The following is a 13,852-nucleotide window of genomic DNA, read 5'->3' as shown; positions in this document are numbered from 1 at the left end:
CGACTATCCCATGGCGCCCTTCGCACTTCGGTGGTGGGCCGCCACGGCGACGAACACGACCTCGGCTCCCTGACGCCGGAGCCGTTCTGCGCGGACGGTCTCGGAGTCGAAGTGCGGTCGGGACGATTCGCCGTCGCGGAGGAAGCCGGTGTCGTAGCTGATGCCCTTGGCGCGCATGGTGCTGCCCTTCTCTCTGGAGGACGCGATCCCGCGCGCCGCGGCCGAGGAACTCACCGCGAGTGGCTACGCCGGGCTGATCATGGACAAGGTCGCCCAGCGTGCGGGCACCAACAAGAACGCCATTCGTTTTGCGTGGCGTGCCGACCGCGCCGGACGAAGTTCTCGTGGAGATCACCGACGAGGTGTTTCTGCCGCTGGTTCGGCAGCGCGGCCTCGACTGATCACGATCAGTCCGGAAGCAGCGGAACCGACAGTCCCTCACCGCTCTTCAGCAGTGCCGCGCGGGTGACGGCGGCGGAACCGAACCGGCGGCGCAGATCGTCGAGCGTCGCGTCGAGGGTGTTGTCGGCACGGGGCTCCAGCGGCAGGGTCAGTTGCATGGTGTCGGCGTCGTCGAGATTGGTCAGCGACAAGCCGATCAGGGTGATCCCGCGTTCAGCGATGAGCGGCTGGGCGGTGTCGAGCAGCAGCCGGGCGGCGTGCCGGATAACCGCGGTGGCGTCGGTCGCTTCCGTCAGGGTGTGCGAGCGGGTCGCGCGGGTGAAGTCGTCGAATCGCAGGCGCAGGATGACGGTGCGGCACACCCGGTCCGCGGCCCGTAGGCGGCGGCCGAGGCGGTCGGTGAGGCCGTCGAGGTAGGCGGCGATCTCCTCGGGTTCGCGGTGGCGACGACCGAGGGCGCGCTGGGCTCCGATCGATCGCCTGCGCTTCCCGGTCTCGACGCGCCGGGGATCGCGTGCCCAGGACAGGGCGAACAGATGCCGGGCCGCGCCGGCTCCGAGGATGGCGCGCAGATGAGGTTCGCCGAGCTCGGCCAGCTGCCCGACCCGGGTGATGCCGTTGGCGTGCAAAGTCGCGGCGGTGACCGCGCCGACACCCCATAATCGCTCGACCGGCAACGGGTGCAGGAACTCCAGTTCCCGCCCCGGCTCCACCAGGCGCAATCCGTCGGGTTTGGCGACCGCCGAGGCCACCTTGGCGAGGAACTTGTTGCGCGCGATACCGACCGAGATCGGGAGCCCGACCTTGCTACCGACCTCCGCCCGCAGGGCGCGGGCGATCTCGATCGGCTCGCCCCTGATCCGCCGCAAGCCGCCCACGTCCAGGAACGCCTCGTCGATCGAGATCCCCTCCACGATCGGGGTGGTGTCATGGAATACCGCGAACACCGCCTTGCTCGCCTCGGCGTAGGCCGACATCCGCGGCGGGACGACCACCGCGTGCGGACACAAGCGCAACGCCTGACCCGCGTTCATCGGAGTCCGGATCCCGAACGCTTTCGCCTCGTAGCTCGCGGCCAGCACCACCCCGCCGCCCACGATCACCGGCTTGCCGCGCAACCACGGCTGATCACGCTGCTCGACCGAGGCGTAGAAGGAATCCAGGTCGGCGTGCAGGATCGACGCCTCGGCGCGGGACTGGATGCGCGGGCGGCGTGGCACAGCGGAATCGGACACGAACATATGTTCGCATCGGGGTATGACGAAAACGGGTCGTCAGGGCGTGACGGTGGTCCTGGCCCGCAATTTCTCGGCGAACGCGCGGGCCGCGGCGATGTCGGTGGCGTCGGGGTGGCCTTTGCGGATGCCGCCGACGAGGCGCAGGGGCAGCCAGGTGTCGAAGCCGCGGCAGCCGAAGACGTCGACCACCTCGAAGCCCTTCTTCTCGATGCTGCGGGTCAGGATCCGGGTGTAGCGGCGGAACGGTGGTTCCGGGAATCCGCTGGTGCGGAACACGAACGCGGTGCCGCGGTGTCCGACCGGCAGGGCGGCGATGAACCGGCGCAGCTCCGGGTGGAAATTCATGTTGTAGATGCCCGATCCGAAGCCGACGAGGTCGTAGTCGGCGAGTTCGGCCGGGTCGATGTCGCCGGGGGCGACGACGCGGGCGCCGAGCACCTGGGCCATGGTCTCGGCGACGCGCTGGGTGTTGCCGTGGGACACCGATGTGCACACGATGACGACCTTCATGCGGGTGGTCCTTTCGTTCCGCTGTTTTGCTGGACACCCTCGGAGACACCACCCGAAGCCTGAGCGTGACAACGCGATGCCGTGTTCCCGGTCACAGGCGGGGTCAGTGCAGGTCGGCGGCGATCTCGAGGGGGCGCGGCACGTCGACGGACTGCAGTTTGTCGGGGTTGCGGATCGCGTACAGACCGGTGATGCGGTCGCCGGTCAGTTCGACCACCAGCACGGTGTCGAGTTCACCGTCCCCGGTGCGGGCCAACACCGCGGGCATCGCGTTGAAACTGCCGAATTCGACTGCCGCGCCTGCCATCGAGTTCTGTGCCAGCCCGATGAGGAACCGTGCGACCGGCTCGGCTCCGACGATCGGGCGGCGCGCGGCGCTGACGCGGCCACCACCGTCGGAGATCTGGACGACATCGGGAGCGAGCACCTCCATCAGTGCGCCGACGTCACCGGTGCCGGCGGCCAGCAGGAAGCGGCCGATCACCGCACGGCTGGTATCGGAGTCGGGTTCGAACCGACGGCGGCGGGCCGCGACGTGCGCGCGGGCCCGATGCGCGATCTGCCGGACAGCGGTATCGGTCTTGTCGATCATGTCCGCGATCTCGCCGTGGCTGTGCCCGAACACCTCCGACAGCACGAACACCGCCCGCTCGGTGGGGCCGAGGGTTTCCAGCACGAGCAGCATGGCCATCGACACCGACTCCGCCAGCAGCACGTCGTGCCCGGCGTCGGGGGTGGTGCGGATCGGTTCGGGCAGCCAGGTGCCCACGTAGTCCTCGCGGCGGCGGCGCACCGTCCGCAGATGGTTGATCGCCTGACGGGTGACGATCTGCACCAGGTAGGCGCGCGGATGCGTCACCTCGGTCGCGTCGCGCCAGCGAAGGTAGCTGTCCTGCAACACATCCTCGGCGTCGACGGCACTGCCCAGGATCTCGTAGGCGATCGTGAACAGCAGCGGCCGGAAGGTGTCGAACGGGTCGGGTTCGGTCATCGGGCCACCCCTGTACAGCTCATCCGCCGATGATTCCGCGAGACGACGAGCCGGTGCAACCACCTCAACCTCGCACGTCATGCCGCGAGCGGTTGCCCAGCGGTAACCCTCACCTGGACCTTGCCGGTACTGTGAAGCCGGTTTCAGCGGTCGGCGGTGATGAGGGAGTCGGTAGGCGGTGCGTGGTTTCGGGGATCTCGAAGCGGTGCTGATGGACCGTCTCTGGGATCGCGATGTGGATTCGACGACGGTGCGCGAGTTGTTCGACGAGCTCGCCGCCGAGCGCGATATCGCCTACACCACGGTCATGTCGACCATGGACAACCTGCACCGCAAGGGCTGGCTGGCCAGGGAGCGCGACGGCCGCGCGTACCGCTACTGGCCGACGATGACGCGCGAGGAACACAGCGCCCAGCTCATGCACGAGGCGCTGGGCATCGGCGGCCGATCCGATCTGGTGCTCAGCCATTTCGTCGACCGGATCAGCGACGACGAATTCGCGGGCTTGCGGGCGGCGCTGCGGCGGGTTGCCACGCGGCGCAGCGTGGAGAACTAGGGGAGTTGGCGTGCTCGAAGTCGGGTGGGACCAGGTTTTCGCGTGGCGGCTGGCCAGGCAGTTCGTCACCGAGCCGACAGCGGACGGAGCCGAGGCCGTCGCGCGTAGGCTCGCCGGTGTGCAGGCGCAGGTCGCCTCGGCGGCGGAGACCGCGGTCGCACTGCGCGGCGGCGTCGCCGGGCAGGACGCGGTGGCCGGCGCGCTCGCGGCAGGCTCGCTGGTCAAGACGTGGGCGATGCGCGGCACCCTGCACGCGATGGTGCCCGAGCAGGCCGCGGCGGCGCTGTCGCTGATCGGGTCGGCGCGGACATGGGAGAAGCCGTCCTGGCAGAAGACCTTCGGCGCGACGCCGGATCAGGTGACGGCCTTGGTCGTGGCGGTGTCGAAGATTCTCGCCGATCAGGTCCTGACCCGCGATGAGCTCGTCGACGCCGTTCTGGCCGAGCCCGGTCTCGCCCACCTCGGCGAGCAGTTGCGCTCCGGCTGGGGTGCGGTGCTCAAGCCGCTGGCCTGGCAGGGCGCGCTGTGCCATGGCCCGGCGCGCGGCACCAAGATCACCTTCACCAGTCCGGCGCACCTGATTCCCGGCTGGACCGGCGTACCGGAACCGGACGCCGCCGCGCAAACACTGATCAGCGCCTATCTCGGCGCCTACGGTCCGGGGACGCCGGAAGCGTTCGACGCCTGGCTCAGCCGCAACAGCCTGCGCAAGACCGTCGTTCGTGGCTGGTTCGCGGCGATGGGTGATGCGCTGACCCCGGTGAGCGTCGAAGGCAGGACCGGCTGGCTTCCCACCGAGTTCGTCGACGAGCTCGCCACCGCCGGCCTCGACGGCACGATCCACCTGCTCGGCCCGTTCGACCAGTACATCCTGGGCCCGGGTACCTCCGACACCGCCGTACTGCCCGCCGAGCATCGCGCGAAGGTGAGCAGAACGGCGGGCTGGATCTCCCCGCTGGTGCTGGTGGACGGCCGGGTCGCGGGGACCTGGGACCGGGTCGACGACGAGGTGGTCGTCTCGATGTTCGGCACCGGCCGATTCCCGAAACGGGCGCTGTCCGCGGCGGCGGATCGCCTCGCGGAGGCGCTCGGCGACACCGCGCTGACAGTGCGCGAAGGCTGAGGCCGAACCGGGATTCCAGATATCCCGGACACCGAACCAAGCGCTTGCTACGCTCGCGCGATGATCCCCACGATCGTCTGGGGCACCGGCAATGTCGGCCGAGCGGCCATCCGTGCCGTGGCTGCCCATCCGGCGCTGGAACTCACGGGGGTGCTGGTGCACAACCCCGACAAGGTCGGCCGTGACGCCGGTGCACTCGCCGGACTCGACTACGGGATAGGGGTGGCCGCCTCCGCCGACATCGATGCCCTCCTCGCTTCGGGTCCGCGCGCGGTCGTCTACGCGGCCTCCGGCGACATCCGCCCCGATGACGCGCTCGCCGACATCGTGCGCGCGATCCGCGCGGGCGCCGTCGTCGTCACCCCGGCCCTCTACGCTCTTTACGACCCGGTCAACGCCCCCACCGAGATCCGCGACCCGGTACTGGAAGCCATTGCCGCCGGCGGTGGTTCGCTGTTCGTCTCCGGAGTCGATCCCGGCTGGGGCAACGATGTGCTGCCGCTGTTGATCAGCGGACTCGGCACCACCGTGGATGTGGTGCGCTGCCAGGAGATCTTCGACTACTCCACCTACGACCAACCCGACTCGGTGCGATATCTGGTCGGGATGGGTCAGCCGATGGACTATCAGCCGCCGATGCTGCTGCCCTCGGTCCCGACGATGGTGTGGGGCGGGCAGATTCGGCTGATGGCCAGGGCGCTCGGCGTGGAACTCGACGAGATCCGCGAGACCCTGGATCGGCGTGCACTCGATGCGACCGTGCAGACGGTGCAGATGGGTGAGTTCGAGGCGGGCACGCAGGGCGCGGTGCGGTTCGAGGTGCAGGGCATCGTCGAGGGTGAACCGCGCATCGTGATCGAGCATGTCACCCGCATCCATCCGAGTTGCGCGCCGGACTGGCCGACGCCTCCGGACGGCGACGGCGCGCACCGGGTGATCATCGAGGGCACGCCTCGCATCGAGGTCAGCGTCGAGGCCACCGACGAAGGCGGGAATCGTTCGGCCGGCGGAAACGCCACGGCGGTGGGCCGATTGGTCAATGCCATCGACTGGCTCGTCGACGCCGAACCGGGACTCTACGACGCACTCGATGTGCCGCTGCGGGCCGCGGTCGGCAAACTCGGAAGGAAATCGCCATGATCATCGACATTCCCGAGGGCAAGGACCCGATCGGTTACGTCTGGGGCGAGATGGTGCCCGGCATCGGCGTCGCCGCCGCCGCGTTCTCGCTGTCGGTCTACGAGCACTCGACCCTCGGGCTGCGTGAGTTCGAGGCGGCGCGGCTGCGCATCGCCCAGATCAACGGGTGCCTGTTCTGTCAGGACTGGCGCACCGAACGCGACGGGCAGAAGGTCGAACCCGAGTTCGCCGACGCCGTGACGAACTGGCGCACCACCGATCGGTTCGACGAGCGGGCCCGGCTCGCCGCCGAATACGCCGAGCGCTATGCCACCGATCATCACGGCCTGGACGAGGAGTTCTGGGCCAGGATGTTCGAGCACTACACCCAGGCCGAGCTGGTGGAACTGAGCATGAGCATCGGGTCCTGGCTCGCCTTCGGCCGCCTCAACCGGGTCCTCGGCCTGGATACCGTCTGCGTCCTGCCAGGTCACTGACCGCGATAGGCTGCGGGCCGTGGTGGACTCTCCGGTACAGCAGCTGATCGATACGGTGGCCTGGGTACTGATCGAGGACGGGCGCATCCTGTGCGCCCGCCCCCGGGGCAAGGACGTGTTCTTCATTCCCGGTGGTAAACGGGAAGGCGCCGAAACCGACCTGCAGACTCTGGTCCGCGAGGTCGCCGAGGAGCTGACCGTGGACCTGGCCGCCGACAGCGCCGTTCACGTGGGCACCTACGAGGCCGCGATCGCCGACGGCCACGCCACCGTCGTCCGGATGGCGTGCTACACCGCCGAGTACCGCGGTGTGCTCACCGCGAGCAGCGAGATCGACGCCTTGGCCTGGTTCGGCTACCAGGACCGTGATCTGGTGCCGCCGGTCGACCAGCTCCTCTTCGACGACCTCGCCGCGGCGGGTTCCCTACGGTGACCGGCAGGCGCGGCGGTATCCGGCCGACCATCGGGTACGGCCTGCTCACCCTGCCGTTGGCCCTGACTCCGGTCCGCACCCGATTGCGCGTTCCCCGGCGGCTGCTGCACGAACCGGTCTCCGCGCAGGGGGACTCGGCGATGCGTTGCGTGTTGCACTCTGTGCTGTCTGCCGGGGTCGGGATCGTCGCCTGGGTCCGGCAGATCTGATCCCCGCGCGGGCGGCGAAGGTGTGCCGCGGCAGCGGTACCGTCCTCGATCGTCCTGTCCGTTGCCGCCGCGTTCGACAACAAGGTCATGCTCGCTCAACACCGGTAGTTGCCGGGTCAGGTTGTGGTAGCTGGCCCGACTGATCGACCGGTTTCAGGGCCGATGTCGTAGGGCGGATACCGAGGCCGATGAGGCCCGCCAGGATGGCGACGGCGGCGGTGACGTACCAGGCGCGCTGGAAGGCCTCGAGCGTGGCCGCCGGGGTGGTGGGTGAACCGAGCAGGGCGACGAGGATCGCCACACCGACGGCGAGGCCGAGCTGGCGGGCCATGCTCAGCACCGCGGTGCCGGTCGCGAAGCGGTGCGGGGGAAGGGTTCCCGCACCGGCCGCGAACGCGGTGGGCAGCGTCAGGCCGACGCCGAGGCCGGTGAGCAGCATGCCGCCGAGCATGCCGGACAGGTAGTCCGGTGCGAGTTCGGCTGCGCGCGCCCACCACAGCAGGCCGCCGCCGAAGGCCAGCCCGCCCGCGGCGATCACGGGACCGCTGCCGATGCGGTTGATGAGTTTGCCCGCGGCGACGGCGACGAACGGCACGACCAGTGGTCCTGGCGCGATCGCCGCGCCGGTCTGCAGCGCCGACCATCCCCACACGTTCTGCGCCCACAGCGTGACCGACAGCAACATCCCCGCGAACGCGATCTGGAACACGAGCGAATTCGCCGCTGCCAGACTGAAATTCGGTGCACGCAACAACGCGGGATCCACCACCGGGCTGTGGTGGCGGGCTGAGGACACGGCGAACACCACACCGAGGCCGGCGGCGACCACGAACGCAGCCAAGACACCGGGCGATGTCCAGCCCCACTCGGGTCCCTGGACCACGGCCAGGATGGACGACCCGACCGCACCGATCAACGCCCCCGCACCCAGCAGATCGGGCAGCGGACCATGCTCGGCGGGTGGACGCGGCAGTGTGCGCACGCCGATGACCAAGGCCACCAACCCGATCGGCACATTCACCAGAAACACCCAGCGCCAATCGAGCTCGACGAGCAGACCGCCGATCACCGGCCCGAGCGCGGCGCCGAGACCACCGAACGCGACCCACAACCGGACCGCGCCCGCCCGCCGCTCCGGTGGCGTCGCGGCCAGCACCAAGGCCAGCGAGGACGGCGTCAGCAACGCACACCCGACGGCCTGCACGATGCGGAAACCGACGAGCGATTCCACATTCCAGGCGACCGAGCACAGTGCCGAACCGAGCACGAATACCGCGAGCCCCGCCAGGAAGGTCACGCGATTGCCGTTGCGGTCGCCGAGGCGACCGGCGGGAACCAGCAGGGCGGCGAACACGATCGCATACAGGTTCAGCACCCAGGACAACGCGGTGAGCCCGGCGCCCAGGTCGGTGGCCATGGCGGGCATGGCGACATTGACGATGAACAGGTCGAGACTCGACAGCAGGACGCCGGTCGAGACCACGGCGAGCACCACCCGGGGATCGGTGGCACGCTCGGCGGCAACGGAATTCATGCGACAGCCTCCCGATCAGCCGAGGACACGGCGGGTTTGGCGGGCGGTGGCGAGCAGCACGCCGTCGCGGTCCCAGATGTCGGTGTCGTCGACAGACCAGCCGTCCCCGGTGCTGACATTCGCGGCGCGCACCAGCACCGGCGCGGCGCCGATACCGGCGAGGTCGGCGTGCAGCTGCAACGACAAGGTGACGGTTGGCACCGCGACCGGAACGGTGAGCAGCGGGAACAGGCCGGGCGGTAGCGCGTCGGCGAGAACGGCCAGGCTCGGTGCGTCGACTGTCAGCGCCGGGTCGAGGGCGATCCAGGCGCACATCGTCGCCTCGTCCGCGCCGCTGAGCGGCAGCGGGCCCGCGGCGGGCCGGATCGCGAAGTGCGCCCCGACCGGGACGATCTCGGGCGGGAGCTGGAACGGGGCGCAGTCCTGTGGTGCGGCGACAGCCGGTGCGGGGCGGGCGGTGTGCGCGCCGATCCCGGTGGCGGCGGTGACGCCGAGGGTGACGGTGGCCGCGGCGACCGGTGCGCCGTTCTGTTCGGCGAGGACGTCGAGGATCGTCGTACTGCGCCCGACGGTGTGCTCGGTGGCGCTCAGGGTGAACGAGCCGGTGGCGGGGCGGCCGAGAAATCGCACGTCGGCGGCGCGCACCGGGTAGTCGCGGGTGCTCACGCGTTGCGCGGTCTCGATCAGCAGGCCTGCGAGCGTGCCGCCGTGTGGGCCGGTCCAGCCGCGCCAGGAATCGTCGACCTCGGCGTGCCAACGCCCCGATCCGGCGGCGGTGAGGCTGAATTCGGCGCCGAGCCGCCCAGTGAGTTTCATCATGCAACTCAAGGTAGCCGGGTGAGTTCTTTCATGCAACCGACTATGCTCGGGGTATGCGACGCACCAGCTTCGAGGACATGAACTGCTCCCTGGCCCAATGCCTGGAAGTGGTCGGCGAATGGTGGACGCTGCTGATCGTGCGCGACGCGCTGTTCGGGGTGACCCGCTTCGACGAGTTCCGCGAACGCCTCGGCATCGCCCGCAACGTCCTCACCCAGCGCCTGGACGGGCTCGTCGAGCACGGGATCATGACCAAGGAGCCCTACCAGGACAACCCGGTCCGCTACGACTACCGGCTCACAACCAAGGGCCGTTCGCTGTGGCAGGTGGTGACGGCGATGCGGCAGTGGGGCGATGAATGGGCCGCACCGAACGGAGCGCCGGTGGTGGCCGTGCACCGCGGCTGCGGGCACGTCGCCACCGTCGAACCGGTGTGCTCGCACTGCGGGGAACGCGTCCACGGCCGGGATCTGACCCCGGTCGACGGTCCCGGTGCGGGCGAGATCTCGCTGCTCCCGTCCCGCTGACGAGCCGCTCGCCCGATTCGGCCGGGCCGCGTATCGGGCGAGGACCGCGCGAGACGCGGCTGTGAAGTGTGCCAAGGTGTGCGCGGTGCGGCCGTGATTCCGATAGCCTGCCGGGTGTCCGTTCCCCGAACGAAGGTGATCCAAAAGTGACTTCCGTGGTCGATGCCCCTGATATCGCGTCGAAGGTAGGGCACTACTACCGGGTCGATGACGTCTACGAGGTCGGCCGCGAGAAAATCCGCGAATACGCCCGCGCGGTGCAGGACTTCCACCCCGCGCACTGGGAGGACGACGCGGCGTTCGCGCTCGGCTATCCGGGCCTGGTCGCCCCGCTGACGTTCGTCTCCATCCCGGCGATGGCCGCCAACCGCCTGCTGTTCGAGTCGGTGGTCGTCGGCTACGACATGTTCGTGCAGACCGAGCAGGTCTTCGAGCAGCACAAGCCGATCGTGGCGGGCGACCGGCTCGTCGTCGACGTCGAGCTGTCCTCGGTGCGCCGGATCGCGGGCAAGGACCTCATCACCGTCACCAACACCTTCGCCGACGAATCCGGCGAGACCGTGCACATCATGCACACCACGGTCGTCGGCATCACCGGCGAGGGCGTCGATCCCGAGATCACGCGCGCCGTGGAGAACGTGATGGTGCACGGCGTCAAGGTGTTCGGCAACGGCGACGCTCAGCACGAGGGCGAGACGCCGCTGCGCCCGGAAGGTGAGATCCGGCTCTCGGCCGAAGGCGTCGCGCGCGTGCCGAGCACGACCCTGTCCTTCGACGAGCTGACCGTCGGTGCCGAGATCCCGATCCGCGACGCGCGCCTGTCGCGCGGCGACCTCGTCAACTACGCGGGCGTCTCCGGTGACAACAACCCGATCCACTGGGACGAGAGCATCGCCCGACTGGCCGGCCTGCCGGACGTGATCGCGCACGGCATGCTCACCATGGGACTCGGCGCCGGTTTCGTCTCCACCTGGTCCGGAGACCCGGGTGCGGTCACCCGCTACGGCGTGCGCCTGTCGAACTACACGATCGTCGACAGCCAAGGTGGCGAGATCGAGTACACCGGCCGGGTGAAGTCGCTCGACCCCGAGACCAGGACCGCGGTGATCGCGATCGTCGCCAAGTCCGGCGGCCGCAAGATCTTCGGCCTGGCGACCACCACCCTGCGTTTCCGCTGAGTTCGCGACGGTGAGCCCGGTTCACCCCGCGACCGGGCTCACCCGCACCCAGGTGTTGTTGACCGCCGCCGCGCCGGAGAACGGGTCGGTGCGGCCGGGGTCGTGCAGCAGGTTGACATTGGCGCCCGGCTGGGCGGCGGCCACGGTCCAGCCGACACCGGGTTCGTGATGACCCCAGCCGTGCGGGATCGCGACCACGCCGGCGCGGATGTCGTCGCTGATCTCCACCGGCACGACGATCGAACCGACCGTGGACTCGACGGTCACCTGCTCACCGTCGCTGAGGCCGCGTTCGGTGGCGTCGCCGGGGTGCATGAGCACGGTGCAGCGGTCGCGCCCCTTCATCATCGACGGGATGTTGTGCAGCCACGAGTTGTTGCTGCGCAGGTGGCGGCGGCCGATGAGTTGCAGGTCGTAGCCGGGGGCCATGGCTGTGTCGGCGCCGTCGATGACCTCGCGCACGGCGGCCAGGAAGTCCGGTGGCGCGAGCTGCACCAAGCGATCCTTGGTCCCGATCAGCGCACGCAACCGCGGCACCAGCGGACCCAGGTCGACACCGCCCACGCTGGCCCGAATCCTGTTGGCTGTCAGGCCTTTCCGTCCGCGTCGCAGCACGCCGTAAGGTCCTGTCGCGATGGCTGCGGCGGTCAACCGCATCGGGCTGAACAGTTCGAACACGCCGGTGAGCGCGCGACCGGTGAACCGCCGCGCGGGCAGCGGCACCAGCTCGGTCACCAGGCGGGCCAGGATCTGCCAGTCCTCGAGTCCGTCGGCGGGTGGTTCGAAGACGGCGGCGTCGTATCGGGCGTTGTTGCGCACGCTGAACACCGGGAACAGCAAGTTGATCTCCTCGCGCTCCAACGGTGAGGTCGGCGGCAGGATGATGTCGGCGTGCCGGGTGGTCTCGGTGATGTACATGTCGACGGCGACGTAGAAGTCGAGGGATTCCAGTGCGGATTCGAGGCGCCCGCCCTGCGGTGTGGACAGCACCGGGTTGCCCGCGTAGGTGATCATCGCCCTGATCCGGTCCGGTCCTTCGGCGAGGATGTCCTGGGCCAGCACCGTCACCGGCAACTCGCTGCGGAAGGACTTGTGGGTGCCGGACCGGTCGGTCCAGGCCCCGTAGCCCATCGGCAGGTATTTGCCGTAGCGGGGGGCGTCGACCGGCGGGGTCGCGAACATCTGGCCGCCCGCGCGGTCGAGGTTGCCGGTGACGGCGTTGATCGTGTTCACCAGCCAGTGTGTGAGCGTGCCCGTGACCTGCAGGCATACCCCGATCCGCGCGTAGAGCACCGCCGACGGCGCCGCCGCGTGGTCGCGGGCCAGGCGCCGGATGGTGTCGGCGTCGATGCCGGCGTGGGCCGCCATCCGCTCCGGTGATGTCGTCGCGACCAGCTCGGCCAGCTGATCCCAGCCGGTGCATTGCGCGCGCACCGCCCGCTCGTCGCACAGTCCCTCGGTGACCAGCACGTGCAGCATCGCCAGCAGCAGGTAGAGGTCGCCGCCGGGCCGCACCGCCACGTGCTCGTCGGCCAATCGGGCGGTTTCGGTGCGCCGCGGGTCGATCACAACGACGGTGCCGCCGCGTTTCCTGACCTCCTTGATGCGCAGCTTCGCCCCCGGCATGGTGGTGATCGACCCGTTGGACACGGCCGGGTTGGCGCCGAGCACCACGAGCCGATCGGTGCGGTCGATATCGGTCACCGGCATGAGCACGTTGGCGCCGAACATCCGCCACGCGACGAATTCCTGCGGGAACTGGTCGATCGAGGAGGCGGAGAAGAAGTTGCGCGTCAGCAGCGCTACCCGCAGCAGGGCGCCGTAGATCACCGACGAACTGTGCGCGGCGGGGTTGCCCATGTACATCCCGATCGCGCTGGGCCCGTGCGCCGACCGCACCGCACGCAACCGGTGCCCGATCTCGCGGAACGCCTCGTCCCAGCCGATCGGTTCGAACGTGTCACCGACCCGGCGGACGGGAGTGCGCAACCGGTCGGGGTCGTGGTGCAGCCCACCCATCGCGGTGGCTTTCGGGCAGATGTACCCCTTCGACAACACGTCGTCGGGATTGCCTTCGATGCGCGCGACCTGGTCGCCCTCCACCGTCACCAGAATCCCGCAGTGTGCCTCGCACAGTGTGCACTGCCGCGCAATCGTTCTGCTGTCCACCGTTTCCCCGCCTTTCGCCGAACCGCTCGCCCCACGCTATCCCGGTTGGCCCGCCCGCAGATCCGTCTACGGTCGGAGATTCCGGCCACGGGGCATAACGGGAAGTTATGGGGGTGGTGGGTGATTGCCCACTACCGGCAGTCGCGAACACCCACCAGGCTCGGTGACATCGCGTGCAGCGGGCAGGCGATGGTGGAGGAGAACAGCGTGACGTTCGTGATCGGTGCCGACTGCGTCGATGTCCTGGATCGGGCCTGCATCGAGGAATGCCCGATCGACTGCATCTTCGTCGGCAATCGAATGGCCTACATCCAGCCCGACGAGTGCATCGATTGTGGTGCGTGCGAACCGGCGTGCCCGGTCGAGGCGATCCACTACGCGGACGACATTCCCGAAGGTCAGGAACAGTTCGCCATCGAGAACGTCCGCTTCTTCGCCGACCCGCTGCCCGGCAGGGCGACAGCGCTCGGCCAGCCGGGCGGCGCGACGGGCGTCGGCCCGCTCGGCGTCGACACGCCGTATGTGCAGGCGTTCCAGCCGTGAACGC

16 protein-coding genes are annotated in these 13,852 nt (G+C 69.3%); 9 read left to right on the top strand and 7 right to left on the bottom strand.

Annotated elements, in window-relative coordinates; all coding sequences use genetic code 11:
• Positions 1–3: 3 nt before the first annotated feature.
• The 4 genes from ACWF82_RS05740 to ACWF82_RS05725 all read right to left on the bottom strand — a co-directional run bounded on the left by ACWF82_RS05740 (position 4) and on the right by ACWF82_RS05725 (position 3,141).
• Positions 4–234 (bottom strand): hypothetical protein, encoded by a 231-nt coding sequence (locus ACWF82_RS05740; RefSeq protein ID WP_452498353.1) that lies wholly within the window; start codon positions 232–234, stop codon positions 4–6.
• A 173-nt stretch (positions 235–407) separates the two neighbouring features.
• Positions 408–1,643, bottom strand: a complete 1,236-nt coding sequence (gene dinB / locus ACWF82_RS05735) for a DNA polymerase IV (protein WP_452498352.1) — start codon at positions 1,641–1,643, stop codon at positions 408–410.
• Between the two features lie 33 nt (positions 1,644–1,676).
• Positions 1,677–2,150: a flavodoxin family protein gene (locus ACWF82_RS05730; protein WP_452498350.1), complete on the bottom strand. Its 474-nt coding sequence runs from the start codon at positions 2,148–2,150 to the stop codon at positions 1,677–1,679.
• Between the two features lie 103 nt (positions 2,151–2,253).
• On the bottom strand, positions 2,254–3,141 hold the full coding sequence (locus ACWF82_RS05725) for an RNA polymerase sigma-70 factor (RefSeq protein ID WP_452498348.1): 888 nt from the start codon (positions 3,139–3,141) through the stop codon (positions 2,254–2,256).
• A gap of 178 nt (positions 3,142–3,319) precedes the next feature.
• Here ACWF82_RS05725 and ACWF82_RS05720 point away from each other — a divergent pair, with 178 nt between their 5' ends.
• From ACWF82_RS05720 to ACWF82_RS05695, 6 genes are read left to right on the top strand one after another with little or no spacing between them, the layout of a single operon-like run.
• Complete coding sequence (locus ACWF82_RS05720; protein ID WP_379035168.1) at positions 3,320–3,697, top strand: BlaI/MecI/CopY family transcriptional regulator; 378 nt, start codon at positions 3,320–3,322, stop codon at positions 3,695–3,697.
• 10 nt (positions 3,698–3,707) lie between these two features.
• Positions 3,708–4,820, top strand: coding sequence for a winged helix DNA-binding domain-containing protein (locus ACWF82_RS05715; protein WP_452498346.1), 1,113 nt, complete (start codon positions 3,708–3,710; stop codon positions 4,818–4,820).
• A 60-nt stretch (positions 4,821–4,880) separates the two neighbouring features.
• A complete protein-coding gene (locus tag ACWF82_RS05710; RefSeq protein ID WP_452498345.1) occupies positions 4,881–5,960 on the top strand; it encodes an NAD(P)H-dependent amine dehydrogenase family protein in 1,080 nt (359 codons plus the stop codon).
• Positions 5,957–6,436 (top strand): carboxymuconolactone decarboxylase family protein, encoded by a 480-nt coding sequence (locus ACWF82_RS05705; protein ID WP_452498343.1) that lies wholly within the window; start codon positions 5,957–5,959, stop codon positions 6,434–6,436. Before ACWF82_RS05710 ends, ACWF82_RS05705 begins: the two co-directional genes overlap by 4 nt.
• Before the next feature lie 19 nt (positions 6,437–6,455).
• Positions 6,456–6,869, top strand: a complete 414-nt coding sequence (locus ACWF82_RS05700; RefSeq protein ID WP_452498341.1) for an NUDIX hydrolase — start codon at positions 6,456–6,458, stop codon at positions 6,867–6,869.
• Positions 6,866–7,078 (top strand): hypothetical protein, encoded by a 213-nt coding sequence (locus tag ACWF82_RS05695; RefSeq protein ID WP_452498339.1) that lies wholly within the window; start codon positions 6,866–6,868, stop codon positions 7,076–7,078. Before ACWF82_RS05700 ends, ACWF82_RS05695 begins: the two co-directional genes overlap by 4 nt.
• A gap of 85 nt (positions 7,079–7,163) precedes the next feature.
• Here ACWF82_RS05695 and ACWF82_RS05690 read toward each other — a convergent pair whose 3' ends face one another.
• Positions 7,164–8,612 (bottom strand): MFS transporter, encoded by a 1,449-nt coding sequence (locus ACWF82_RS05690; protein ID WP_452498337.1) that lies wholly within the window; start codon positions 8,610–8,612, stop codon positions 7,164–7,166.
• 15 nt (positions 8,613–8,627) lie between these two features.
• A complete protein-coding gene (locus tag ACWF82_RS05685) occupies positions 8,628–9,431 on the bottom strand; it encodes a thioesterase family protein (protein WP_452498336.1) in 804 nt (267 codons plus the stop codon).
• A gap of 53 nt (positions 9,432–9,484) precedes the next feature.
• Here ACWF82_RS05685 and ACWF82_RS05680 point away from each other — a divergent pair, with 53 nt between their 5' ends.
• The gene (locus ACWF82_RS05680; protein ID WP_452498334.1) at positions 9,485–9,958 is read left to right on the top strand and encodes a winged helix-turn-helix transcriptional regulator; all 474 of its coding nucleotides are present in this window, start codon (positions 9,485–9,487) and stop codon (positions 9,956–9,958) included.
• A 146-nt stretch (positions 9,959–10,104) separates the two neighbouring features.
• Entirely contained in the window at positions 10,105–11,136 is a 1,032-nt protein-coding gene (locus ACWF82_RS05675) for a fused (3R)-hydroxyacyl-ACP dehydratase subunits HadA/HadB (RefSeq protein ID WP_452498332.1), read from the top strand.
• 21 nt (positions 11,137–11,157) lie between these two features.
• On the opposite strand, the gene ACWF82_RS05670 is transcribed toward ACWF82_RS05675, so the two are convergent.
• Positions 11,158–13,305: a molybdopterin oxidoreductase family protein gene (locus tag ACWF82_RS05670; RefSeq protein ID WP_452498330.1), complete on the bottom strand. Its 2,148-nt coding sequence runs from the start codon at positions 13,303–13,305 to the stop codon at positions 11,158–11,160.
• Positions 13,306–13,512: 207 nt separating this feature from the next.
• On the opposite strand from ACWF82_RS05670, the gene fdxA reads away from it, so the two are divergent.
• A complete protein-coding gene (fdxA, locus tag ACWF82_RS05665; RefSeq protein ID WP_452498328.1) occupies positions 13,513–13,848 on the top strand; it encodes a ferredoxin in 336 nt (111 codons plus the stop codon).
• The last annotated feature ends 4 nt before the right edge of the window (positions 13,849–13,852 follow it).

This window comes from Nocardia sp. NPDC055053, assembly GCF_053608285.1.
Note: the sequence above shows the minus strand (reverse complement) of the source record. Positions and strands in the feature narration are given on the sequence as shown.

Coding starts and splice junctions, on each gene's coding strand:
- dinB (WP_452498352.1), bottom strand. CDS start 1,643: ATGTTCGTGTCCGATTCCGCTGTGCCACGCCGCCCGCGCATCCAGTCC.
- ACWF82_RS05730 (WP_452498350.1), bottom strand. CDS start 2,150: ATGAAGGTCGTCATCGTGTGCACATCGGTGTCCCACGGCAACACCCAG.
- ACWF82_RS05725 (WP_452498348.1), bottom strand. CDS start 3,141: ATGACCGAACCCGACCCGTTCGACACCTTCCGGCCGCTGCTGTTCACG.
- ACWF82_RS05710 (WP_452498345.1), top strand. CDS start 4,881: ATGATCCCCACGATCGTCTGGGGCACCGGCAATGTCGGCCGAGCGGCC.
- ACWF82_RS05705 (WP_452498343.1), top strand. CDS start 5,957: ATGATCATCGACATTCCCGAGGGCAAGGACCCGATCGGTTACGTCTGG.
- ACWF82_RS05690 (WP_452498337.1), bottom strand. CDS start 8,612: ATGAATTCCGTTGCCGCCGAGCGTGCCACCGATCCCCGGGTGGTGCTC.
- ACWF82_RS05685 (WP_452498336.1), bottom strand. CDS start 9,431: ATGATGAAACTCACTGGGCGGCTCGGCGCCGAATTCAGCCTCACCGCC.
- ACWF82_RS05680 (WP_452498334.1), top strand. CDS start 9,485: ATGCGACGCACCAGCTTCGAGGACATGAACTGCTCCCTGGCCCAATGC.